Here is a 22491-nt window from a genome sequence, read left to right as displayed (position 1 = left end):
AGACTATAAAAACAATAGCTGCTAGCGCTTGATACATAAGCGCTAGCAGCCAAAAACACTCAAAAATTATCCAAAACAACTACCGCGACACCTCCGCCACCGCCACAGGCTGATCCCCCCACCCTCCACCCAGCGCCCGAATCAACCCCACCGTCGCCACATACTGCGCCGTCCGCACCTGCAGCTCCTGCCGCCGATTGCGCAGCTCGCTGCGACGCGCGTCCAGCAGCTCCAGCTGGCTCACCAACCCATTGCGATACCTTGCATCCGACAACTGCGTCGCCCGGCGCGCCGCCGTCACCGCACGCCCCTGCGCCTCAGCCTGGCCGGACAGCAGACGCAGCGAGGTCAACTGATCCTCCACGTCACGAAACGCATTGAGCACCTGGCCCCGGTGGTCCGCCAGCGCAGCCTCCAAGCGGGCCTTGGCCCCCTCGATCTGCGCATCGCGCTGGCCGCCGTCAAAGATCGGCAGCGACAGCAGCGCGCTCACACCCCAGGCACGGGCCGACCACTTGAACAAATCACCCAGCTCCGGCGATGCATGCCCCGCGTTGCCTGTCAGCGTGACAGCCGGGAACCACGCCTTCTGCGCTACGCCCACGCGGGCCTGCGCAGCCAGCACGGCCGTCTGGGCGGCCGAGACATCCGGGCGGCGGGCCAGCACGGTGCCGGGCACGCCGGGCGGGATCACGGGCAGCGCTGCGTCGCCGGTGGCAGGGGGCAACACAAAGCCACTGGCCACCTCGCCCGCCAGCACGGCCAGGGCATTGGTGAGCAGGGCCTGCTGGCGCTGCAAGGCCAGGGCTTCTGATTCAGTGGCTGCCACTTCCGTCTGCACGCGGGCCACATCCAGCTCGGCCACGTCGCCCGCCTGCAGGCGGCGCTGCGTGAGGCGCAGCGTGCCTTCGTAGGCAGACAAGCTCTCTTGCACCAGCACCTGCTCGGCCTGCACGGCGCGCAGCTGCAGATAGGTTTGCGCCACGTCGGCCTGCACCATCAAGCGCGTGCTTTGCAGCAGGGCCTCGCGCGTGTCGGCGTCCAAACGTGCAGCGTCACTGGTTTGCGAGAGGCGGCCAAACAGGTCCAGTTCGTACGAGGCATTGAGCCCCGCCGTGCCCAGCGTGGCGGGTGCCGCGCTGCCGGTGGTGTTGGCCCCCCCCTGGCGAGAAACACCTGCCGAGGCACCGACCTGGACGGAGCGCGCGGCGTCTGCCGAGCGCAGCAGCGTGCGCGCTTCGGCCAATCGCGCTGCGGCCTGCTGAATGCTGGTGTTGGCGTTGCCCGAGCGCTGGATCAAATCGGCCAGCACCGGGTCTTGAAAACCGAGCCACCACTCGCCGCGCGGCTGCGCTTCGGCGGGGGCAGCGACTGTCCAGGGCGCCATGGGCAGTGCGTCGCCGCCTGCGGTGAAGTTGGTGGGCACGGGCACACCCGCATGCGGCGCGGGGGCCACGGGCTGAGTCATGCAACCAGCCAGCACCAGGGCGGCGGCCAGGGGCGCCAGCAGGCTGCGCTTGCGCGTCGCGAGGGCACCGTCGGTGGAGTTTTTCTTCAATAGCAAATCGGTCATGGTTGGTCTCCTGCCCGGTCCGATGCACCCGCCGCATTCAGCGGCGTGGACATCGTGGAGCGAGCGTCTAGGGCCACAAAGGTCGTTGTTGTCACCGTGGTGAGGGGCATCATTCGTGCTCCTTGCGCGGCGCGGCCAGCACAGGGTGGGCGGTGCCACCGCTACCCGGCGCGTGCGAGATGGGCGCCACATGTGTGCCGTGCTCCACCAGCGGGCGGTTGCCTGCCAGCTTGCGCAGCAGCACGTAGAACACGGGCGTGAGGAACAGGCCAAAAGCCGTCACCCCGATCATTCCGGAGAACACCGCCACACCCATGGCGCTGCGCATTTCGGCGCCGGCACCAGTGGACAGCACCAGGGGCAACACACCCATCACGAAGGCCAGCGAGGTCATCAGGATGGGACGCAGCCGCAGGCGGCTGGCCTCGATGGCAGCCTGCACGGGCGTGCGCCCGGCAAACTCCAGCTCGCGCGCAAACTCCACAATCAGGATCGCGTTTTTGGCCGATAGCCCCACCAGCACAATGAGCCCGATCTGCGTGAACACGTTGTTGTCACCGTTGCTCAGCCACACCCCGGTCATGGCCGCCAGGATGCCCATGGGCACGATCAGGATGATGGCAATCGGCAGCGTCAGGCTTTCGTACTGCGCGGCCAGCACCAGGAACACCAGCAGGATGGCCAGCGGGAACACCAGCACGGCGGAGTTGCCGGCCAGGATTTCCTGATACGTCAGCTCGGTCCACTCGAAGGTGATGCCCTGGGGCAGCGTCTCGGCGGCAATGCGCTCGATGGCGGCCTGGGCCTGGCCCGACGAGTAGCCGGGCGCGGGGCCGCCATTGATGTCCGCGGCCAGGTAGCCGTTGTAGCGCATGGCACGTTCGGGGCCAAAGCTTGGCTCCATCTTCATCAGCGCCGACAGGGGCACCATCTCGCCGGTGGCGGAGCGCACCTTGAGCAGGCCCACGTCTTCCGCCCGCGCGCGGTAGGCCGCATCGGCCTGCACACGCACGCTGTAGGTGCGGCCGAACTGGTTGAAGTCGTTGGCGTACAGGCTGCCCAAGTAGATCTGCAGCGTGTCGAAGATGTCCGTCACCGGCACGCCGAGCTGGCGCGCCTTGGTGCGGTCGATGTTGGCGTACAGCTGCGGCACGTTGACCTGCCAGCTGCTGAAGATGCCTGCTAGCTCGGGCGTCTGGTAGGCCTTGGCCATGAAGGCCTTCACGGCGCCGTCCATGGCCTCCATGCCCAGCGATGCGCGGTCTTCGATCTGCAGCTTGAAGCCGCCAGTGGTGCCCAGGCCCGCTACCGGTGGCGGCGGGAACATGGCAATGAACGCGTCCTGAATGCTGCCGAACGACTGGTTCAGCTGGCCTGCCACGGCGCCGCCGCTCTGGTCGGCGCGGGTGCGCTCGGCAAAGGGCTTGAGGGTGGCGAACACGATGCCGGAGTTGGAGCTGTTGGTGAAGCCGTTGATCGACAGGCCGGGGAAGGCAATCGCGTCTTCGACGTTGGGGTTCTCCTTCATGATCTCGCCCATGCGGCGGATCACGTTCTCGGTGCGATCCAGCGTGGCGCCGTCGGGCAGCTGGGCAAAGCCGATCAGGTACTGCTTGTCTTGTGCTGGCACGAAGCCGCCGGGCACGATCTTGAACAGGCCTACCGTGGCACCCACCAGCGCGAGGTAGATCACGAACATCAGTGCCTTGCGGCCGATGACGCGCTTGACGCCACCGCTGTAGGCCTCGGAGCCGCGGTGGAACAGGCGATTGAAGCCGCGGAACAGTCCACCAAACACCTTGTCCATGCCGCGCGTGAGCGCATCCTTGGGCTCGTTGTGGCCCTTGAGCAGCAGTGCCGACAGCGCAGGCGACAGGGTCAGCGAATTGATCGCCGAGATCACCGTGGAGATCGCAATCGTGACCGCGAACTGCTTGTAGAACTGGCCTGTGAGGCCGCTGATGAACGCCAGCGGCACGAACACGGCCACCAGCACCAGCGCAATCGCGATGATGGGGCCAGACACTTCACGCATGGCGCGGTAGGTGGCTTCGCGCGGGGTCAGGCCCGCTTCAATGTTGCGCTCGACGTTCTCCACCACCACGATGGCGTCGTCCACCACGATACCGATGGCCAGCACCAGGCCGAACAGGCTCAGAGCGTTGATCGAAAAGCCCAGCAGGTGCAGCACGGCAAACGTGCCCACCACCGACACCGGCACGGCCAGCAGCGGGATGATGGAGGCGCGCCAGGTCTGCAGGAACAGGATCACCACCAGCACCACGAGGGCGATCGCTTCAAGCAGCGTGTGGATCACGGATTTGATGGACGCACGCACGAACTGCGTGGGGTCGTACGCAATGCGGTACTCCACGCCTTCGGGCATGTTCTTCTGGATCTCGTCCATGGTCTTGCGCACGTTGGACGAGATGTCCAGCGCGTTGGAGCCCGGCGCCTGGAACACGCCCATGCCCACGGCGGGGTCGTTGTTGAGCAGCGAACGCAGCGAGTAGTCGGCCGCACCCAGCTCCAGGCGGGCGATGTCGCGCAAGCGCGTCACCGCGCCGTCGGCACCGGTCTTGACGATGATGTCGCCGAACTCTTCTTCGGTCTGCAGACGACCCTGGGCGTTGATGGACAGTTGCAAGTCCACGCCGGGCAGGCCGGGCGATGCGCCCACCACACCGGCGGCAGCCTGCACGTTCTGGCCGCGGATGGCGGTCACCACATCACTGGCCGAGAGGCCGCGCTGCGCGACCTTTTGCGGGTCGAGCCACACACGCATGGAGTAGTCGCCGCCGCCGAAAATCTGCACCTGGCCGACGCCGCCGATGCGGGCCAGCCGGTCCTTCACATTGAGCACCGCGTAGTTGCGAAGGTAGTCGATGTCGTACCGGTTGTTGGGCGAGACCAGGTGGACCACCATGGTCAGGTCCGGCGCGCTCTTGACGGTCGTCACGCCCAGGCGGCGCACTTCCTCGGGCAGGCGCGGCTCGGCCTGCGAGACGCGGTTTTGCACCAGCTGCTGGGCCTTGTCGGGGTCGGTGCCCAGGGCAAAGGTCACGGTCAGCGTCATCACGCCGTCGGTGGTGGCCTGGCTGCCCATGTAGAGCATGCCTTCCACGCCGTTGATGGATTCCTCCAGCGGCGTGGCCACGGTCTCGGCGATCACCTTGGGGTTGGCGCCCGGGTACTGTGCGCGCACCACCACAGAGGGCGGCGCGACTTCAGGGTATTCGGAGATGGGCAGACCGCGCAATGCGATGAGCCCCCCGAGGAAGATGAGCACCGACAGCACCCCGGCGAAGATGGGGCGGTCGATGAAAAAGCGGGATAGGTTCATGGATGCAAAATTCCTTCGGTCGCTCTGGCTCAGGCCGCTGGCGACTTGGCTGCGTTCTTGGCTTGCTTGGGGTCGTTGGCCAGCTCGGCTTTGGCGGCCATGGGCACGGGCTGTGGCGCCACCACGGCACCGGGGCGCACGCGCTGCAGGCCGTTGACGACGATGTTCTCGCCCGCCTTCAGGCCCGAGGTCACCACGCGCAGGCCGTCAATCGGCGCGCCCAGGGTGATTTCGCGGTATTCGGCCTTGTTGCCCTCGCCCACCACCATCACGAACTTCTTGTTCTGGTCGGTGCCCACTGCACGCTCGTTGATGAGCAGCGCCTGGGTGTTGCGGGCCTGGCCCATGCGGATGCGGGCGAACTGGCCGGGGATGAGTGCGCCGTCTTCGTTGTCGAACACTGCACGCACGCGCACCGTGCCGCTTTTCGCATCTACTTGGTTGTCAATAAGCTGCAGGCGGCCGGTGTGGGGCGTGCTGCCCGTGGTGCCAGTGCCCATCTGCACAGGAATGCGCTCGATGAGCTGACGCGCGCTATTGCCACGCTGGCCGCTTTGCAGATCAGCCAGCGCCTTCACCACAATCTGTTCGTCGGTGTCGAAGCTCGCGTAGATGGGGCTCACGGACACCAGCGTGGTCAACACGGGTGCGCCGGGGCCCGCAGCCACCAGATTGCCCACGGTCACTTCAATGCGGCCCACGCGGCCAGACACGGGGGCGCGCACCTGGGTGTAGCCGAGGTTCAGCTTGGCGGTCTGCAGTGCGGCCTGGGCGGCGCGCAGGTTGGCATCGGCCTCGCGCTGGGCGTTCAGGCGCTCGTCGTGCTCGCGCTGGGCAATGGCTTTTTCTTCGAGCAGGCGTGTGGCGCGCTCCATTTCGCTGCGGGTGTACGACACGCGGGCCTGCGCGGCCACCACCTGGGCTTCGGCGCGGTCCACCTCGGCGGCGTAAGGGGCAGGGTCCACCGTCACCAGAAGGTCGCCTTGCTTCACCAGCGAGCCTTCGCGGAAGTGCACGGCCTGCACGGCGCCCGATGCGCGGGGCCGCACATCCACCCGCTGCACGGCTTCGAGACGGCCCGAGAACTCATCCCACAGCGCAATGTCTTTTTGCACCACGGCAGCCACTGACACAGGCATGGCGGGTGGTGCTGCAGGGCCACCGTCGGCCTGCGCAACGGGCGCCTGGAACACAAGAATGGCGGCCGCCACAGCGGCGGTTACAGCGGTGGCGATAGTGGCCAGGCCCAGGGGGCGATTTTTGGAGAATAGATGGGAGTTCATGGTCATTTCAATCGTTAAGGCCGCCCTTGTGAGGCAAACCGGTGAAGGGTGTCGGCCACGCCCCGGTGTGTGAGCGTTATGCCGACCGGTGTCAGCGCCGGGGAGGGATGGGCAGTCTCGGCAGTGACACGGTGACAAAGTCAAGACTTGGCCTCGCCCTGCCGCGCAAAAAGTGCGCGAACGTTAGGAGACGTTGCAACACTGCGGGTTGTGACAGCGACAAGCGGGCGGGCCGCCCAAAGGGTTGTTCATGGTGTGATTTCCTCCGTATCTAGCGTTGATATCAATGGCTCTGCCTGCCGTCTGCGACCTCGCGGGCACGGCTTGCAGAAATGCGTGGACAAAGCATCTCCCTCCGGCACGGTGGGGCCAGAAAAATCAGCGTTGAAAACCAGGTGGCAGGCGACAAGGCCGCAGTATCAAACCTCAACCAACGTTGAGGTCAACCACTTTCTACGGCTCCCGGCTTTTCTCAGGAAGGCACCGGACTTCGGGTGGCTTCAAAAAAGGTTCGAAACTGCTCTTGCGCGCCAGCCGCGCAGGGGCACTCATGTTGCGCGCCGGTCTGCAGCAAGGCATCGGGCCACTGCGCCGTTTTGGAGAACACATGCCGCGTCACCTGCAGGCCAGCGGCCTCCAGCCGGGCCGCATAGGCCAGGGCTTCGTCGTGCATGGGATCGGTGTCGCCCACCAAAATCAAGGTGGGCGGCAACCCCGCCAGGCGACGAGCAGCGCCGGGCACGGCATAGGGATGTTCAGCATCCCGGGGGCAGCGCAGAAAATTGCGCCAGCCCTCGGCCCATTTGCAACCCGTGGCGTTGCCTGTGGCTTCGCGCAGCGATGCCGTGCCGACACATGGGTCCAGCATGGGCGACAGCAAGATCTGCCCGGCCAGCGGCGGGTGCGACTGGTCACGCGCCATCAGGCCCACCGCGGCGGCCAGGTTGCCACCCGCTTCTTCGCCCGCCAAATAGACCAGTGCGCCCTGCCCGCCCAGCTTGGTGCGGTTGCGATGCACCCACTTGAGCACGTCGTAACCCGTATCTACAGGCTGCGGAAAAGGGGTCAGCGGGTAAGCCACCGAGACCACCACAGCGCCCACGCTCTCCAGCAACGAGGCAACAGTGCAACCGTTGTCGAGGTCACCCGTGGTGAAAGCGCCGCCATGAAAGTGAACCACCACCGGCGACATCTGCCCCGTCTTCTTGCGGCCATACATGCGCACCGCTACGTCTTGCCCCTGGCCCACCTCAATGGTGGAATCGGTGCACACTGACGCGGGTGCACCTGCAGCCAGGGCTGCACGGGCCGCTTTGGCGGGGGTGGCAACGGGCTGTGGTGCAGGCGAAGGTGACGAAGAAGACGAAGAGGGCTGGTCGGGCTGCATGGCATGTACCCATTGAATTGACGATGGATGAAATGTAGTGGCTTGTGGCTTTGGGATAAACAGGCTAAACACCACCGCACTGTTTCCAAAAGCTCAACAATCGCAGAGCAATCGCCGTGTGAGAATTCCGCAGCACCCACTGGTGGGTGCTGACGTTCCAGATTCAAGGAGAAGCCATGGACCAGATACAGGCCATGCGCATATTCGTGCGGGTGGTGGAGGCCGGCACGTTTACCCGGGCAGCAGATTCGCTCTCGCTGCCCAAAGCCACGGTGACCAAGCATGTGCAGGCGCTGGAGGAGCGACTGCGCGTGAAGCTGCTCAACCGCACCACACGGCGCGTCACTGTCACGCCCGACGGTGCCGCGTACTACGACCGAACGGTGCGTCTGTTGACCGACCTGGACGACATCGAGGCCAGCATGACCAACGCACGCGCCAACCCGCGCGGGCGCTTGCGCATCGATGTGGGCACATCGGTGGCGCAGTTGCTCATCATTCCGCACTTGGCAGAGTTTCATGCGCGTTACCCCGACATCCAGGTGGACCTGGGGGTGAGCGACCGCATGGTGGACTTGATTGGCGACAACGTGGACTGCGTGATTCGGGGCGGCGAACTGAGCGATCAATCGCTGGTAGCGCGGCGCATTGGCAACCTCGAATTCATCACCGTTGCAGCGCCCGAGTATCTGGCGCGCAAGGGCACGCCTGTACACCCGATCGAGGTGGAAGAAAAACACGCCAGCGTGATCTATTTTTCGCCGCAAAGCGGGCGGCACTACCCGCTGGAGTTTCGCAAGGGCGAAGAAACCCTCGACGTCAGCGGCCCCTACCAGGTCAGCGTGAACGAGAGCAACGCCTACGTGACCGCCATCGTGGCAGGCCTGGGCATCGGCCAGATCACCAGCTGGCAGGCCAAGCGACATCTCGCAAGCGGCACGCTGGTGCAGTTGCTGACCGAATGGACCCAACCGCTGCTGCCGGTGTACGTGGTGTATCCGCCCAACCGGCACCTGAGCGCTAAAGTGCGCGCGTTTGTGGACTGGGCCGCAGAACTCTTCCAGCGCGAGGAACATCTGCAGAGAACGGTATGAACCGCACGGGCCGTAGGAACGGAACGCTGGCGGCTTTATGCTTGCGCCCATGAACGCTACCGAGCACACCCCCGCCCCCGATTCCGTCCCTGGCGAATCTGCCGCCGGGGCACCGAACAGCCAACCCACCGCAACCACCGCTCCCACCAAGCAAGCCCGAAACCCGCTGCATGGCGTGACGCTGGAGGCCGTGGTGGTGGCGCTTGCGGACTACTTTGGGTGGGATGAGCTGGGCAGGCAAATTCCCATCCGTTGTTTTCAGATCGACCCCAGCGTGGGGTCCAGCCTCAAGTTCCTGCGCAAAACCCCCTGGGCGCGTGAGAAGGTCGAAAGCCTCTACCTCTTCATGCTGCGCGACCAAAAGCGCAATGCGCAGGAATGAACGCCCTGTGACTGGGCTGCATCCAAAATAACAGTCAAATCAGGCTCTAGCGCTTATCCACCAAGCGCTGATAGCTATCAAATCAGGACCACTTAAGGGTCCGTCAGAATCCAGCCATCAACCGCTCAATCGCCTGCAGTCACCAAAAAGTCGCGGCTGATGCCCCCTCCCAGGTCGTTCACGCGGTCCAGGAACTGGGTCAGAAACGCATGCAAGCCCGTCGCCAGGATCTCGTCGATGCTGCCGTACTGCAGGTCGGCCAGCAGGCGCCCCGCCCTGCGGCGCGTTTCCCCCGACTGCTCGTTGGCCAGCACCGCCAGGTTGTCAACCACCTCACGCAGGCAAGCGTGCAGTGATCGCGGCATGTCGCTGCGCAGTATCAACAGGTCCGCCACGCGCCCTGGCGTGATCACGTCGCGGTAGACCTTGCGGTAGACCTCAAACGCCGAAACGCTGCGCAGCAGTGCGCTCCAGTGATAAAAGTCGCTCTCCTGGTTGCGCTCGCTGGCGCGGCCAAAAAAGTCGTTCTTCACCGCGTGGAATTTCACATCCAGCAAACGCGCGGTGTTGTCGGCGCGCTCCAAAAACGTGCCCATGCGCAGAAAGTGAAAAGCCTCGTCCTGCAGCATGGTGCCCAGTACCACCCCGCGCGACAGGTGCGAGCGGTACTTTACCCATTCAAAAAACTGGCCGGGATCACGCTCAAAAGCGCCACCCTGGAGTTGCCGGTGCAGCTCCAGCCAGGTCTGGTTCTGGGTCTCCCAGACTTCGGTGGTCAGCGCGCCCCGCACGGCACGTGCGTTCTCGCGCGCCGCGCGCAGGCACGACAGGATGGACGACGGGTTGTCACCGTCGTGCACCATGAACTCCAGCACCCGCGCGGGCGTCACCTCGCCATGTTTGGCGGTGTAGGCGGGAATCAGCTCGCTGATGGAGAGCAGGCCTTCCCAGCCGGTTTGCGCCACATCTGCGGCTTGCGGCAACAGGGAGGTTTCATAGCTCACATTGAGCATGCGTGCTGTGTTCTCCGCCCGCTCTGTGTAGCGGGACATCCAGAACAAATGGTCGGCGGTGCGGCTCAGCATACTCAGAGGCTCCCTTGCGTTTGACTTTGCGACTGAGATTGAGATTGGGATTGCGACTGGGTCTGCACCGACTTCGGCGGGGCCTTGGCGGCGGCTTCGCCCAGCACCCAGGTGTCTTTGGTGCCGCCGCCTTGCGACGAGTTCACCACCAAAGAGCCCTCTTGCAGCGCCACGCGCGTCAGGCCACCGGCGGCCATCTGCACTTCGCGCCCGCTCAGGACGAAGGGGCGCAGGTCGATGTGGCGCGGGGCGATGCCGCTGTCGACATAGGTCGGGCAACTGGAGAGGCTGAGCGTGGGCTGGGCGATGTAACCCGCGGGGTTGGCCAGCAGCGCACGGCGGAAGTCTTCGATCTCGGCCTTCGTGGCGGCGGGGCCAATCAGCATGCCGTACCCCCCGGCACCGTGCACCTCTTTCACCACCAGGTCTTTCAGGTTGGCCAGCACATGCTGCAGGTCCTCGTCCTTGCGGCACATCCAGGTGGGCACGTTCTTGAGGATGGGTTCCTGGCCCAGGTAGAAACGGATCATTTCGGGCACGTAGGGGTAGACGGATTTGTCGTCGGCCACGCCGGTGCCCACCGCGTTGCAGATGCCGATGTTGCCCGCGCGGTACGCCTCCATCAGGCCGTGGCAGCCCAGGGTGGAGTTGCGGCGGAACACCTGCGGGTCGAGAAAATCATCGTCCACCCGGCGGTAGATCACGTCCACGCGCTGCAGGCCGCGTGTGGTGCGCATGTACACAAACTTGTCCTTGACCACGAGGTCCTGGCCCTCGACCAACTCCACCCCCATCTGCTGGGCCAGGAAGGCGTGTTCGAAGTACGCGCTGTTGTGCATGCCGGGCGTCAGCACCACCACCGTGGGCTCGTCCGCCGTGGCCGGCGCGCTGGCGCGCAGGGTTTCGAGCAGCATGTCGGGGTAGTGGGCCACGGGCGCCACCTTGTGCTGGCTGAACAGCTCGGGAAACAGCCGCATCATCATCTTGCGGTTTTCGAGCATGTAGCTCACCCCGCTGGGCACGCGCAGGTTGTCTTCCAGCACGTAATACTCGCCTTCGCCCTTGTCGTTGGGCGCACGCACGATGTCGATGCCCGCGATGTGCGCGTAGATGTTCTGCGGCACCTGCACGCCCGCCATTTCGGGGCGGTACTGGGCGTTGTTCAGGATGAGGTCGGCAGGGACGATGCCCGCGCGGATGATGTCCTGGCCGTGGTAAACGTCATGGATGAAGCGGTTGAGCGCCGTGACCCGCTGCACCAGGCCCTGCTGCATGCTGGACCACTCGTGGGCCGGGATGATGCGCGGGATCAGGTCAAACGGAATCAACCGTTCGTTGCCCGCGCCGCCCTCGTCCTTGGCGCCATAGACGGCAAAGGTGATGCCCACGCGCCGGAAGATCATCTCGGCTTCGGCCCGGCGGGCCTGCATCACGTCAGGGGGCTGTTTGCTCAACCACTGCGCGTAGCGCTTGTAGTGTTCCCGCACATCGCTGCCAGCAAAAGGCAGCATGGCGTACATCTCATCAAATTTCTGCATGAACGGGCCTCCTGGTAACAGGATAGCAAGTTGTGCGCCCACCGCCCACAAACCGCCGGCCAACAGCCCCTCATCGCACTGCGCCATCGGCTCCATCCACTGCGCGGCCCATCTGATGCTGCCAATAGCGCTGGCCCACATCGCGCTCGCACACCACCGCACCGGGTTGCGCCGATGACCAGGCTGCGGCGCCACACCAGGATGACTCCACCACCCGAATGCCCCGCTGCTGGTAGCGCTGCAGCACCTCGGGCGCCGGATGGCCAAAACGGTTGCGGTAGCCTGCTTGCACCAAAGCTGTGCGTGGCTGAACCGACTCCAGAAAGGGGGCGGACGACGAGGTTTTGCTGCCGTGGTGGGGCACCAGCAGCACATCGGCCCGCAGTGCGGCGTCGCGCGCCAGCAGCGCCTGCTCCTGCGGCGCCTCGATGTCCCCGGCCAGCAACGCGACCGCGCCGGGGGCCTCGGGCGCTCCGGCGGCCGTGATGCGCAGCACACAGCTCAACGTATTGGGACGCGGTGGACGCAAGGTGGTGGCGGCCACTGTGGCAGCGGCGTCATCTGCGGGCAGCGGATGCAGCACTTCAAACGCCACACCGTCCCACACCCAGCGCTGGCCCGCCATACAGGGCTGGAGGGGCCGCAGTCGTTGCAGCGCGTTGTCGGCCTCCAGCGAGCCCATGAGTTCTGCCTGCGGCTGTTGCAGCAGCACAGCGGCGGCACCGCCCGTGTGGTCGGCATCGCGGTGACTGAGCATGAGCCGGTCCACCCGCTCCCCCAGCGCCCGCAGCAGCGGCACCAGCACCCGGTGCCCGGCGTCGCTCTCGCGGCTGAAGCGGGGGCCTGCGTCGTACAGCAGTGTGTGGGTCGCTGTGCGCACCAGCACAGCATTGCCTTGGCCGATGTCTGCCGCCAGCAATTCAAACTGCCCCACCGCGGGCCGCGCGGGCTGCCACCAGAGCACCGGCCACAGCAGCGGCAGTGCCAACCACCGCAATCGCCACGGCAGGCGCATGGCCAGCAACGCGCCGCCCGCCACCGCGGCAATGCCTGCCCACAGCGGCGCGGCGGGCAAAAACACCACCGCCCAGGGCCACTGCGCCAGCCAGTACAACAGGGCCGTCAAAGGCTGCAAGCTCAGCGCCGCCAGGCTCCACAGCGGCGCCCACAACACCCCCGCCAACGCCAGCGGCGTGACCACCAGCGTCACCCACGGAATCGCGACCAGATTGGCCGCAAATCCCACCACCGAAACCTGTCCGAACAACAGCAGGCTCAGCGGCGAGAGCGCCAGTGTCACCACCCATTGCTCTCGAAATAATGCATAAAAACGGGCTCTAGCGCTTGATGGATAAGCGCTAACAGCTATCGGATTAGTAGCAAACAGAATTCCCACGGCCACAAAGCTCAGCCAGAACCCGGCCTGTGCCAGTGCCCACGGGTCCACCAGCACCACGGCCGCGCAGGCCAGCAGCCAGACCTGCGGCCAGGGCCAACGGCGCCCGCTGAGCTGCAGCAGCGCCACCGTGGCCAGCATGATCACCGTGCGCTGTGCGGGCACGCCCCAACCGCTAAAGAGCGCATAGCCCGCGGCCAGAACCACCCCGGCCACCAGCCCCGCCGATGGCGCGGGCACCGCCAGACACAACCGCGCCGAGCGGCGCCACAACGCGCCCACCCCCTGTGCGGCCAGCCACGCAAACAACGTAATGTGCAACCCTGAGATGGCGACGAGGTGGGCAACTCCAGTCGCGCGGAACACATCCCAGTCCGCGCGGTCAATGGCGCGCTGGTCGCCAGTGACCAGCGCTGCGACCACCCCGGCGATGCGCGCACGGGACGGGTCGGCGTCGTCGGCCCCATGCACCAGCCGGTCCTGGATGGCATCACGCACCGACTGGCGGGCTTGCTCCACCGGGTGTTGCCAGGTGGCTGCCAGGCGCACTGGCGCTTCGTCCTTGGGCCCCACGCGCACATAGCCCGTGGCCTGCACGCCCTGCTCCCACATCCACAGTTCGTAGTCAAACCCGTGGGGGTTGCGCAGGCCATGGGGCGCTTTCAGGCGGACCGTCAGCTCCCAGCGTTCCCCCGCGCGCAGTGCCGGGGGCTTGAGTTGCAGGTCAGCAACGCCCGCCGCATCGCGAAACGCACCGCCGTACCAGGCCACGTCCACCCGGGGCGGCAAGCGCACGGGTTCGCCATTCAACCGCGCAGACAACACGCGCATACGCAACCGCGTGCCGGCCTCGTTGGCCTGCGGCATGGCCGCCACCACGCCCGTCACGCGGATGTCTTGCCCCTCCAACGCGGGGGCCAGTGCCTGCTCTGCATAGCTGGCGGCGCGCAACCCACACAGTGCAAACATGGCCAGCGCCGCGACGCTGCCGATCCACGCCAGGGTGGCCCAGCGCGGCCAGATCCACCGCCCCACGCTGCGGCGCCGCGCGATGGCCAGTGCACACCCCACAGCCAGCCCCGCTGCCAGCATCAAGGCCGCGTAAACACCGGCCGCCCACAGCTCGGGTTGCTGCAGCTGAACCGCAGCGCCCACCACCACCCCCAGCAGCACGGCTGGCACCCGCCAGAGTGGCGCGCGAATCCGTGTTGTGCTGGCAGACGCATGCGCCGCGGCTGCGCCCTCCATGTCCACCTCCTTCATCGGATGCGCGGAAGGAGGCGAAACAGCATTAGAGGCGCTTATGGCGGGCATGGGCTGATGCTAATGCGGCGCCATCGCCGTTGCGGGCCCATGGCGCGCATCGGCTGTGTAACACTGGCGGCGATGATTCGGGCGCCGCCACCACGGCCGAACGTGGTGGCAAGAAAACCTGGCGCCCACCACACCCCCAACCCTTTGCTTCACTTCACTTCACACCGAGGAAAACCATGAGCGTTTACGACAAGCTGACAGAACTCAACATCACCCTGCCCCCCGTCTCGGTGCCCGCCGCCGCCTATGTGCCGTTTGTGCAGACCGGCAACCTGGTGTTCCTGAGCGGCCACATCGCCCGCAAGGACGGCAAGCCTTGGGCCGCGCAGTTCGGCCGCGACATCGGCACCGAAGAAGGCAAGGCCGCAGCCCGCGCCGTGGCCATCGACCTGATGGGCACACTGCAAGCGGCCTGCGGCGGCGATTTGAACCGCGTCAAGCGCATCGTCAAGGTGATGAGCCTCGTCAACTCCACCGGCGACTTCACCGAGCAGCACTTGGTCACCAACGGTGCCAGCGAACTGTTCGGCCAGGTCTTTGGCGACAAGGGCGTGCACGCCCGCAGCGCGTTTGGCGTGGCACAGATCCCCATGGGCGCGTGTGTCGAGATTGAGCTGATCGCCGAATTGGGCTAACCCCCAAAACGCACTGCGGCGCCTGCTGAACGTGGACGCCGCCTGTGGGACTTGCAGCTACCGCTGCAAGATAGCCAGGCCAGAACAGCTATTAATAAGTGAGCAGATAGCGCTTGATAAATAAAGACTTCAGATACAAAACGGCCTGAAACCGATAAGAATCAAGCGCAAGCAGCTACCAAAAATGTAGCGCTTAGAAGCTTTCCCAGTCTTCCTCAGCACCCTGCGCTGCCGCCGCCTTGCGGGGTGCACCAGCACCCGCAGCGGCCTTGGCAGGCGCCCCCGCTGCGGCAGGGCGCGGCGAAGCAATGCGAGGCGCCGCAGCCGCTGAGGCCGCCTTGGCCGCTGCGGGTTTGTGCATGGCAGAAGTGGCCCGCGCCGCGCCAATGGCAGCCTGGGCCGGCCCGTAGCTGGCGGCGTTGACCTTGAACATCGACACCACCTGCGCCAATTGATCAGCCTGCTCCCGCAGGCTTTGTGCAGCGGCGGCACTCTCTTCGACCAGTGCGGCGTTCTGCTGTGTCATCTGGTCCAGGTTGCCGATGGCCTGGTTGACCTGCGAGATGCCTTGGCTTTGTTCGGACGATGCGGCCGTGATCTCGCTGATCATGTCGGTCACCTTCTGCACCGACTGCACGATGTCGGTCATGGTGGCACCGGCATCCGACACCAGCCGCGATCCCGTCTCCACCTTTTCGACCGACGCGCTGATGAGCTGCTTAATCTCTTTGGCGGCCTCCGCACTGCGCTGGGCCAGGCTGCGAACCTCCGACGCCACCACCGCAAATCCGCGGCCCTGCTCACCTGCACGTGCGGCTTCTACCGCAGCGTTCAGCGCCAGGATGTTGGTCTGGAACGCAATGCCGTCAATCACACCGATGATGTCCGAGATCTTCTTGCTGCTGTGGTTGATGTCTTCCATCGTGGCCACCACCTGGGTCACCACATCGCCGCCCCGGCGGGCCACCCCGGTGGCACCCACCGCCAGCGTGCTGGCCTGCTGGGCGCTGCCCGCGCTTTGCTGAATGGTGCTGGTGAACTGCTCCATCGCGGCAGCCGTCTCTTGCAGGTTGCTGGAGGTCTGCTCGGTGCGGGCCGACAGGTCGTGGTTGCCCGTGGCGATCTCGGCGCTGGCAATGGCGATGCTGTCGGTGCTCTGCCGCACCTGGTGCACCATGCGGCCCAGCGCGTTGCTCATGGTGTAGAGCGAGCGCAGCAGGTCGCCAAATTCATCGCCGCGGGTTACCGATTCCTGCATGCTCAGGTCACCGCCCGCAATGCGTTCGGCCAGCCCATTGGCCTGCTCCAGCGGCCGCTGGATGCTGCCGATCAGGTAGTACGCACCCACAATGATCGCCAGCAACAGCAGGCCCACCGCCACCGCGGCGATCTTGACCGTCAGCATGCGCTGCGCGGCCATCTGCTTTTGCACCGCCTCGGCGCCCTGCTGCTGTTGCTGCACAAAGTCGCGCAGCGTGGTGGTGTAGGCAGTGACCGAGGGGTTGTACTTTTGGGTGATCAGCGTGACGGCCTGGTCTTGCTGGCCGTCGCTCTTGAGCTTGCGGGCCTCGCCGCGCAGGTCGATCATGGTTTTGCGCGCAGCGGCAATCTTGGCCATCTGTTGCTTGTCGGCATCTGACAGGGCCATGGACTCCAGCGACTTCTGCACCTCGCTGATCTGCGCCGATGTGGCTGTGATCACATCCTTGAACTCGGCCTCCACCGCTGGGTCGCTGCTCACGATGAGCGCTTGTGTTCTGGCGGCATTGGTTTCTGTGAGGCCGGACCAGCGCAAGGCCGCCTGCACACGCTGTTCCATTTCTTTGGTCACTGCATCGGCCCGGGCCTGCACCTGGGCAGACCGGTAGGCTGCAAAGCCCACCACCGCGACCAGCATGACCACGATCAGAATTACGGCCAGCCAGAGTTTGTGGGCCATCCGAAGGTGCTTGGGCATGGTTGTCTCCTGAAGCCTTGTGTTTGTGTACAGATGTTGCGCGCTTTTTGACGATTGCACAAACTCCGACACAACGCACGAGGGTGATCCCCAGCATCCCTGCCATCCGGGCACCCCTCAGCAGTCTTCGCAGCCAGCCTCCCAAGCGGTCTGTTACGTGGTCTGGCATGGGCTCTCAAAGCCCGTTTGAAGGCACCAGGCCCGGCGGTATGCGCCACCCCGCGTCGCCCTGTACCCGCGGAGGCAGATCGACGGGAAAAAACTGCTGTAGCGCCCCATTGGCCCACATTGCGTGCTTCGACAACACCCTACCGAGGTCGGGTTCCCGCGCGGCGGCGAAGCCCTCACACTGGCCTGAATTCATTTTCAAAGGCACAGATCAGATGACATCGCGCAAGCTCCCCCGCACCTTCCTCGGCTCTGCCGCACTGATTGCACTGGCTTTGTCCGGCTGCGCCGCAACCATCAGCCAGGAGGGGCTGGAACAACGCACCTCGGTGGCCATTGGCCGCCAGGTAGGTGCCTTCACCATTGCCAACAAAACCACGGAAACCGGCGGGCGCATCAACTACACCGCCAAGACCGGCGATGGCGTCACCTACCAGTGCTACATGTACTCGGCCACGGGTTTCCAGAAAGCCATGTCGTTCGGGCAGACGCCCAATTCAGATGCCATCTGCACGCCGATGGTCGGCAAAGGAGCGGCACCTGCAGCCGCTTCAGCTTCGTGCAACGCACTCAACAAAGCCGCTGGCAGGTGCTGAAGGGTTGCAGCAGCGCCGTGATGTGTTGATGTGTTGAGGTGTTGACGGCTCATTAAGCCCCGGCACCCGAAACGAGGAAGTCCTCAAAACGCGCCAATTCCTCGTCCAGCGCGCGCCGAAACCCCGCATCGCGAGGCGGGCGACCGGCCACAAACCCCAAACTGTGCTGCAGCCTGCCGCCCTCCAGCCGCAGGTTGGCCCAGCCCAACATTTGTTCGCCCCACAGCACCGGCAGTGCGTAATGGCCCATGGTGCGCTGGGGGGCCGGAACATAGGCCTCGAACCGGTACGCCCAGCCCCACAGCATCTCAAAACGGCGGCGGTCCCAGACCACCGGATCGAACGGCGCTAGCAAGCGCGTGGCTTCGTCCGGCTGGTGGCGGCGCGACACCGGGTTTTCGTCTGCGGGCCAGAACCAGGTGGTTCCATCCACCACCGCATGGCCATAGCGTGATCGCGCAGCCTTGGCCACCGCGCGCGACTCAGCCGCCAGTTGCGGCGCGCCGTAGCGCAGCAGCGTGACCAGGTAGCCCAGGCTGGGCGCGGGCAACGGGGCATACAGCGCCATGATGCAATCGACCAGTGCTTCGGCGCGCGCCCTGCGTGCGGCGGGGCTGGCATCCTGCGCGGGGTGCTCCACCGGTGCATACACCCGGGTGCCTGATTCGCGGCGGCACACCCGCAGCCAGCCGTGGTGGTGCATGGCGTCCAGCAGGCGCGTGCTCGCGTTCAGCTCCCCACCCCAGGCGCCCGCCACGCGGCCGTGGTGCGCAAACGCATCACTCACCTCGCGCGGGTGCACCACGCCCCGCTGCTGCACAAACGCCAGCACCTCGCGCGCACGCTCGGTGGTGGCCGCATCCCAGGGCCTGCGCGGCGTGCGCGGGTGCAGCAGCGCCAGCATCTCGCGCGACACGAAACCGTAGTTGACAAAAGCATCTTCCTCGATGCCCAGCCGCTCGTAGCGGCGTTCCAGGTCCCCGGCGCGGTAGTCGCGCACCCGCATGCGCAAGATCAGATCCTGTGCCCGCGCGGGTGCCCGCATCGGGTCGGCCTGCACAAAACCCAGCTTGCGGATTGCGCCCGGCAGCGTCAGTGGTTTGAACAGGCTGCGCGCAATCGCGTAGCGGCGCAGCTCATCCAGCGTGGGTGAGCGCGCCATCGCTTAGAGCGTGTTCAACGTCTTTTTGGAGTCGCACAAGTACCTTGCCGGGATGGGATGCAAGGCGCGGGGCGCAGTGGATAGCCCGGCTATCCACAAGCGCCGCAACGCCGCAGACCGCCCGCCAAGACCACTGCCCGAAGGGTTGGAGCGAAATCGGGCGATTGAATGCCTCGACTGCTTGCATGGGCATGAGCCCATGCGGCGCATCCGAAGCATCCACTCATCCCGATTGCGCTCCAACGCGACCCCTGCGAGACCGCAAACACGTTCTCGCACATAGCCGGGCGTGTACTCCACCATGCGAACGCGCACATCGCCAAACTGCTGTGTGCGCCAGAACGCCTGGCCTGCCTCGGCGCTTTTCTCTTCGCGGGGTGCGGCCGCCCAGTCGGTGGTGGCAAAGGGAATCTGGTGCATTTTCATGGGTGGCTTTCGGCGGCTCGCACAGGCATCTTCTTTCCAATGAACACGGTGGCGATCACGGCCAGCGCAAAACCCACGGTTACGGCGTCCAACCGCTCGCCCAGCAGCGGCACGGCAAACAGCATGCCCAGAAACGGCTGCACCAATTGCACCTGGCTCACACGCACCGTGCCGCCCATCGCCAGGCCGCGGTACCACGCAAAAAAGCCCAGCCACATCGAAAACACCGCCACATAGGCAAACCCCCACCAGGCCGATGCCTGCAGCGCACCCTGCGGGCGGGTGATGAGCGTGGCTGGCAGCGTGATGGGCAAGGCAATGACCAGCGCCCAGCAGATCACATGCTCGGCCCGCATGCGCTGCGATAGCCGGGCGCCGTAGCCGTAGCCCACGGCGGCGCATCCCATGGCAGCCAGCAGTAGGGCGTCGGCGGGGTGCAGCGCCACGCCTGCGCTGCCCGAGCGCAGCAGTGCAAACCCCACGACCAGGCCGCTGCCAATGGCGGCGCAAATCCAGAAGCCCGCCGAGGGGCGCTGCCGGTGCAGCAGCGCTCCGACCGCCGCCGTGGCCAGCGGCAGCACGCCCACGATCACGCTGGCGTGCACCGCCTCGACATAGCGCATGGCGATGGATGTGAACAGGGGGAAACCAAACACCACGCCAGCCGCCGTGATCACCAGGGGCCACCAGTCAGCCCGCCGGGGCCATGGCGCGCGCGTGGCCACCAGAAACACGGCCGACAATGCGGCCGCCACCACGGCGCGCCCGAGGGCGATGAACACGCCCGACATTTGCGGCGCTTCGGGCGTACCCACGGCAAGGCGGGTCATGGGCAAGGTCAGCGCGAAGATGGTGACGCCCAGCAGACCGAGCCACAGGCCCTTGATTTCTTCGGGTTTCATAGTGTCAACATCCACAGTGCCGTCACCACCAGCACCAAAGCCAGCAGGCGGTTGAACCACAGCAGCCGTGACCCCTGGGCCAGCCACTGGCGCAGCAGCGAGCCGACCAGTGCGTACGCAAAATTGCTGGTGAAGGCAAACACCATCATCACCAGGCAGATGATGGCCAGGCGCTCGCCGGGGTTGGTGGAGGGCTGCCCCGCAGCGTTGACCACCCAGCCCGCGCTGAGCGTGAGCGCCAGCATCCAGGCCTTGATGTTGAGGAACTGCAGGCCCACGCCTTGCCAGAAGGTCACGTTCAGCCGGTCGCTGTTAACTTCGGTCAGTTGCCCCGCGCGGCTCAGCTTGAATGCCAGCCAGAACATGTAGGCCACGCCCAGCAGCGTCACCGCCCAGCGCAGGGCGGGCACGCCAGTGATCAATGCCCCCATGCCCAGCCCGCTGGCCAGCATCAGCAGCGTCCAGCCAGCGGGGACAGCCAGGCAGAACTTCAGGGCTCGCTTGAGCCCCAGGTTGGCGGCCAGCGCAGTGGACAACGTGGTGTTCGGCCCCGGCGAGAAACTCATCGCGGTGCAGAAAAGCAGCAGGGCAGTCAGTTCGGGGGCGCTCATGGGGGGCTTGGGGGTGGGCTGCTTGTCAGTTTTGAGGCTTCAATGTAATCTTCGATGCCAATACACAACCAATACAGTTAAGCAGCGCAGTTTGTGATCTGTATTGCTGCTTTTGCCAATACACACTGGCCCCAAGAACGTTCTGAAGACCTGCCATGTTGATGAAAACGCCCACACAGTCGCTCACCGAGCAGTTGTCAGCCCGCTTTGGGGAGCGCATTCGCAATCGCCTGCTCGCGCCCGGAGCCCGCTTGCCCTCGGTACGGCAGTGCGCGCAGCAGCATGGCGTGAGCCCATCCACGGTGGTGGCGGCCTACGACCAGCTGCTGGCGCAAGGCTTGGTGGAGGCGCGCAAGAACCGCGGCTTTTTTGTGCGGGAGATGGTGCCTGCGTTGACCACAGAGCGCATACTGGACGGCACGGCCGCCGATGCGGACGACCGCCCGGTGGGCAACTGGAGCACCGCGCACTGGTTTGCGGCCCGGGGTGCAGGGCGCGGTGCGCACCCCATCAACGCCACAGCGCTGATCCGGGGCATGTTCCACAAGATCAGCGACAAGCCGCAGCCGGGCATGGGGGTGTTTCCGCCCGAATGGCTGGAGTCCACCTTCATGCCCGCCGCCGTGCGCAAGGTGACGCACACGCGTGCTTTGCAGGACTTTTCGTTGCAGTACGGCGAGCCTCTGGGTGACACGGGGCTGCGCCGCGTGTTGTCCAAAAAATTGGCCACGTTGAACGTACATGCGGCGCCTGAGAACATCATCACCACGGTGGGTGCCACGCACGCGCTGGACATCGTGAGCCGCACCTTGCTGCGCCCGGGCGACCCGGTGATGGTGGAGGAGCCAGGCTGGGCCGTAGAGTTTGCGCGGCTGTCCGCCATGGGCATGCACATCCTGCCGGTGCCGCGCCGTGCGGATGGCCCCGATCTGGAAGTGATGGCGAAGTATTGCGAGGTGCACCAGCCCAAGCTGTACGTCAGCGTGAGCGTGTTCCACAACCCGACCGGCTATTGCCTCACGCCCGGCAGCGCGCACCGCATTTTGCAGCTGGCCAACCAGTACAACTTTCATGTGGTCGAAGACGACACCTACAGCCACATTGCGCCCGAGCACGCCACGCGGCTCACGGCACTCGATGGCCTGCAGCGCACCATCTACGTGAGCGGCTTTGCCAAGATCCTGGCGCCCAACTGGCGCATCGGGTATCTGGCTGCGCCGCCCGCGCTGACCGAGCAACTGCTCGATACCAAGCTGCTCGCCACCCTGACAACACCAGCACTGCTGGAGAAGGCGCTGGCTTTGTGTATCGAACAGGGCCAACTGCGCCGCCACGCCGAGCGCATCCGCACCCGGCTCGATGCGGCGCGTGCGCGCAGCGTCAAACTGGCGCTGGGCGCGGGGTGCACGTTTGCAGCCGAGCCCGTGGGCCTGTTTGGGTGGGTGGATACCGGGGTGGACACCGACGCGCTGTCGCAGCGCATGCTGGATGAGGGCTACCTGCTGGCGCCGGGTGCGCTGTTCCACGCAGAGCGCAAGCCCAGCACGCTGATGCGCATCAACTTTGCCACCACGCAGGACGCGACGTTCTGGCGTGTCTTTCAGCGGGTCAGGGCCGAGCAAGGGCGCTGACTGCGCAA

Annotated in this window: 17 protein-coding genes; 5 read left to right on the top strand and 12 right to left on the bottom strand. The window is 65.5% G+C overall.

The genetic code is table 11. From position 1 onward, the window contains the following. Positions 1 to 79: 79 nt before the first annotated feature. The 4 genes from ACK41V_RS15820 to ACK41V_RS15805 form a co-directional block, all read right to left on the bottom strand. A complete protein-coding gene (locus ACK41V_RS15820) occupies positions 80 to 1573 on the bottom strand; it encodes an efflux transporter outer membrane subunit (RefSeq protein WP_409783563.1) in 1494 nt (497 codons plus the stop codon). A gap of 109 nt (positions 1574 to 1682) precedes the next feature. Beyond that, the gene (locus ACK41V_RS15815; protein WP_409783562.1) at positions 1683 to 4916 is read right to left on the bottom strand and encodes an efflux RND transporter permease subunit; all 3234 of its coding nucleotides are present in this window, start codon (positions 4914 to 4916) and stop codon (positions 1683 to 1685) included. A gap of 29 nt (positions 4917 to 4945) precedes the next feature. Continuing rightward, entirely contained in the window at positions 4946 to 6199 is a 1254-nt protein-coding gene (locus ACK41V_RS15810; RefSeq protein WP_409783561.1) for an efflux RND transporter periplasmic adaptor subunit, read from the bottom strand. A 472-nt stretch (positions 6200 to 6671) separates the two neighbouring features. Continuing rightward, complete coding sequence (locus ACK41V_RS15805; protein WP_409783560.1) at positions 6672 to 7586, bottom strand: alpha/beta hydrolase; 915 nt, start codon at positions 7584 to 7586, stop codon at positions 6672 to 6674. 176 nt (positions 7587 to 7762) lie between these two features. Here ACK41V_RS15805 and ACK41V_RS15800 point away from each other — a divergent pair, with 176 nt between their 5' ends. Both ACK41V_RS15800 and ACK41V_RS15795 read left to right on the top strand, forming a co-directional pair. After that, positions 7763 to 8680: a LysR family transcriptional regulator gene (locus ACK41V_RS15800; protein WP_409783559.1), complete on the top strand. Its 918-nt coding sequence runs from the start codon at positions 7763 to 7765 to the stop codon at positions 8678 to 8680. A 49-nt stretch (positions 8681 to 8729) separates the two neighbouring features. Next, on the top strand, positions 8730 to 9062 hold the full coding sequence (locus tag ACK41V_RS15795) for a VF530 family DNA-binding protein (protein ID WP_409783558.1): 333 nt from the start codon (positions 8730 to 8732) through the stop codon (positions 9060 to 9062). A gap of 125 nt (positions 9063 to 9187) precedes the next feature. Here ACK41V_RS15795 and ACK41V_RS15790 read toward each other — a convergent pair whose 3' ends face one another. The 3 genes from ACK41V_RS15790 to ACK41V_RS15780 all read right to left on the bottom strand — a co-directional run bounded on the left by ACK41V_RS15790 (position 9188) and on the right by ACK41V_RS15780 (position 14329). Further along, entirely contained in the window at positions 9188 to 10147 is a 960-nt protein-coding gene (locus ACK41V_RS15790) for an alpha-E domain-containing protein (protein WP_409783557.1), read from the bottom strand. 2 nt (positions 10148 to 10149) lie between these two features. After that, the gene (locus tag ACK41V_RS15785) at positions 10150 to 11685 is read right to left on the bottom strand and encodes a circularly permuted type 2 ATP-grasp protein (RefSeq protein ID WP_409783556.1); all 1536 of its coding nucleotides are present in this window, start codon (positions 11683 to 11685) and stop codon (positions 10150 to 10152) included. A 70-nt stretch (positions 11686 to 11755) separates the two neighbouring features. Further along, complete coding sequence (locus ACK41V_RS15780; protein ID WP_409783555.1) at positions 11756 to 14329, bottom strand: DNA internalization-related competence protein ComEC/Rec2; 2574 nt, start codon at positions 14327 to 14329, stop codon at positions 11756 to 11758. Between the two features lie 242 nt (positions 14330 to 14571). On the opposite strand from ACK41V_RS15780, the gene ACK41V_RS15775 reads away from it, so the two are divergent. Then, a complete protein-coding gene (locus ACK41V_RS15775) occupies positions 14572 to 15030 on the top strand; it encodes a RidA family protein (protein ID WP_409783554.1) in 459 nt (152 codons plus the stop codon). Positions 15031 to 15223: 193 nt separating this feature from the next. Here the strand turns inward: ACK41V_RS15775 and ACK41V_RS15770 are convergent, their stop codons facing one another. Continuing rightward, entirely contained in the window at positions 15224 to 16987 is a 1764-nt protein-coding gene (locus ACK41V_RS15770) for a methyl-accepting chemotaxis protein (RefSeq protein WP_409783553.1), read from the bottom strand. Positions 16988 to 17370: 383 nt separating this feature from the next. On the opposite strand from ACK41V_RS15770, the gene ACK41V_RS15765 reads away from it, so the two are divergent. Continuing rightward, positions 17371 to 17751 carry a hypothetical protein gene (locus ACK41V_RS15765; protein ID WP_409783552.1) on the top strand — a complete coding sequence of 127 codons (381 nt, stop codon included), beginning with the start codon at positions 17371 to 17373 and terminating at the stop codon, positions 17749 to 17751. Between the two features lie 52 nt (positions 17752 to 17803). Here ACK41V_RS15765 and ACK41V_RS15760 read toward each other — a convergent pair whose 3' ends face one another. The 4 genes from ACK41V_RS15760 to ACK41V_RS15745 are packed head-to-tail and all read right to left on the bottom strand — an operon-like array spanning position 17804 to position 20852. Continuing rightward, positions 17804 to 18913, bottom strand: coding sequence for a DNA glycosylase AlkZ-like family protein (locus ACK41V_RS15760; protein WP_409783551.1), 1110 nt, complete (start codon positions 18911 to 18913; stop codon positions 17804 to 17806). Between the two features lie 3 nt (positions 18914 to 18916). Continuing rightward, positions 18917 to 19339, bottom strand: a complete 423-nt coding sequence (locus ACK41V_RS15755) for a hypothetical protein (RefSeq protein WP_409783564.1) — start codon at positions 19337 to 19339, stop codon at positions 18917 to 18919. Then, the gene (locus ACK41V_RS15750) at positions 19336 to 20241 is read right to left on the bottom strand and encodes a DMT family transporter (protein ID WP_409783550.1); all 906 of its coding nucleotides are present in this window, start codon (positions 20239 to 20241) and stop codon (positions 19336 to 19338) included. The genes ACK41V_RS15755 and ACK41V_RS15750 overlap by 4 nt, the downstream gene beginning before the upstream one ends. Beyond that, positions 20238 to 20852 (bottom strand): LysE family translocator, encoded by a 615-nt coding sequence (locus tag ACK41V_RS15745; RefSeq protein ID WP_409783549.1) that lies wholly within the window; start codon positions 20850 to 20852, stop codon positions 20238 to 20240. The genes ACK41V_RS15750 and ACK41V_RS15745 overlap by 4 nt, the downstream gene beginning before the upstream one ends. Positions 20853 to 21007: 155 nt before the next feature. Here ACK41V_RS15745 and ACK41V_RS15740 point away from each other — a divergent pair, with 155 nt between their 5' ends. Next, the gene (locus tag ACK41V_RS15740) at positions 21008 to 22483 is read left to right on the top strand and encodes a PLP-dependent aminotransferase family protein (protein WP_409783548.1); all 1476 of its coding nucleotides are present in this window, start codon (positions 21008 to 21010) and stop codon (positions 22481 to 22483) included. Positions 22484 to 22491: the final 8 nt, after the last annotated feature.

The organism is Acidovorax sp. (assembly GCF_046291265.1).
Lineage (GTDB): Bacteria > Pseudomonadota > Gammaproteobacteria > Burkholderiales > Burkholderiaceae_C > Acidovorax.
The sequence above is the reverse complement of the archived record's forward strand: the minus strand, read 5'-3'. Positions and strand labels throughout refer to the sequence as shown.

What these genes read in the sequence shown, in the direction of transcription:
- ACK41V_RS15820 (WP_409783563.1), bottom strand. Translation starts at nt 1,573, where the DNA reads ATGACCGATTTGCTATTGAAGAAAAACTCCACCGACGGTGCCCTCGCG.
- ACK41V_RS15815 (WP_409783562.1), bottom strand. Translation starts at nt 4,916, where the DNA reads ATGAACCTATCCCGCTTTTTCATCGACCGCCCCATCTTCGCCGGGGTG.
- ACK41V_RS15810 (WP_409783561.1), bottom strand. Translation starts at nt 6,199, where the DNA reads ATGAACTCCCATCTATTCTCCAAAAATCGCCCCCTGGGCCTGGCCACT.
- ACK41V_RS15805 (WP_409783560.1), bottom strand. Translation starts at nt 7,586, where the DNA reads ATGCAGCCCGACCAGCCCTCTTCGTCTTCTTCGTCACCTTCGCCTGCA.
- ACK41V_RS15800 (WP_409783559.1), top strand. Translation starts at nt 7,763, where the DNA reads ATGGACCAGATACAGGCCATGCGCATATTCGTGCGGGTGGTGGAGGCC.
- ACK41V_RS15795 (WP_409783558.1), top strand. Translation starts at nt 8,730, where the DNA reads ATGAACGCTACCGAGCACACCCCCGCCCCCGATTCCGTCCCTGGCGAA.
- ACK41V_RS15790 (WP_409783557.1), bottom strand. Translation starts at nt 10,147, where the DNA reads ATGCTGAGCCGCACCGCCGACCATTTGTTCTGGATGTCCCGCTACACA.
- ACK41V_RS15785 (WP_409783556.1), bottom strand. Translation starts at nt 11,685, where the DNA reads ATGCAGAAATTTGATGAGATGTACGCCATGCTGCCTTTTGCTGGCAGC.
- ACK41V_RS15780 (WP_409783555.1), bottom strand. Translation starts at nt 14,329, where the DNA reads ATGGAGGGCGCAGCCGCGGCGCATGCGTCTGCCAGCACAACACGGATT.
- ACK41V_RS15775 (WP_409783554.1), top strand. Translation starts at nt 14,572, where the DNA reads ATGAGCGTTTACGACAAGCTGACAGAACTCAACATCACCCTGCCCCCC.
- ACK41V_RS15770 (WP_409783553.1), bottom strand. Translation starts at nt 16,987, where the DNA reads ATGCCCAAGCACCTTCGGATGGCCCACAAACTCTGGCTGGCCGTAATT.
- ACK41V_RS15765 (WP_409783552.1), top strand. Translation starts at nt 17,371, where the DNA reads ATGACATCGCGCAAGCTCCCCCGCACCTTCCTCGGCTCTGCCGCACTG.
- ACK41V_RS15760 (WP_409783551.1), bottom strand. Translation starts at nt 18,913, where the DNA reads ATGGCGCGCTCACCCACGCTGGATGAGCTGCGCCGCTACGCGATTGCG.
- ACK41V_RS15755 (WP_409783564.1), bottom strand. Translation starts at nt 19,339, where the DNA reads ATGAAAATGCACCAGATTCCCTTTGCCACCACCGACTGGGCGGCCGCA.
- ACK41V_RS15750 (WP_409783550.1), bottom strand. Translation starts at nt 20,241, where the DNA reads ATGAAACCCGAAGAAATCAAGGGCCTGTGGCTCGGTCTGCTGGGCGTC.
- ACK41V_RS15745 (WP_409783549.1), bottom strand. Translation starts at nt 20,852, where the DNA reads ATGAGCGCCCCCGAACTGACTGCCCTGCTGCTTTTCTGCACCGCGATG.
- ACK41V_RS15740 (WP_409783548.1), top strand. Translation starts at nt 21,008, where the DNA reads ATGTTGATGAAAACGCCCACACAGTCGCTCACCGAGCAGTTGTCAGCC.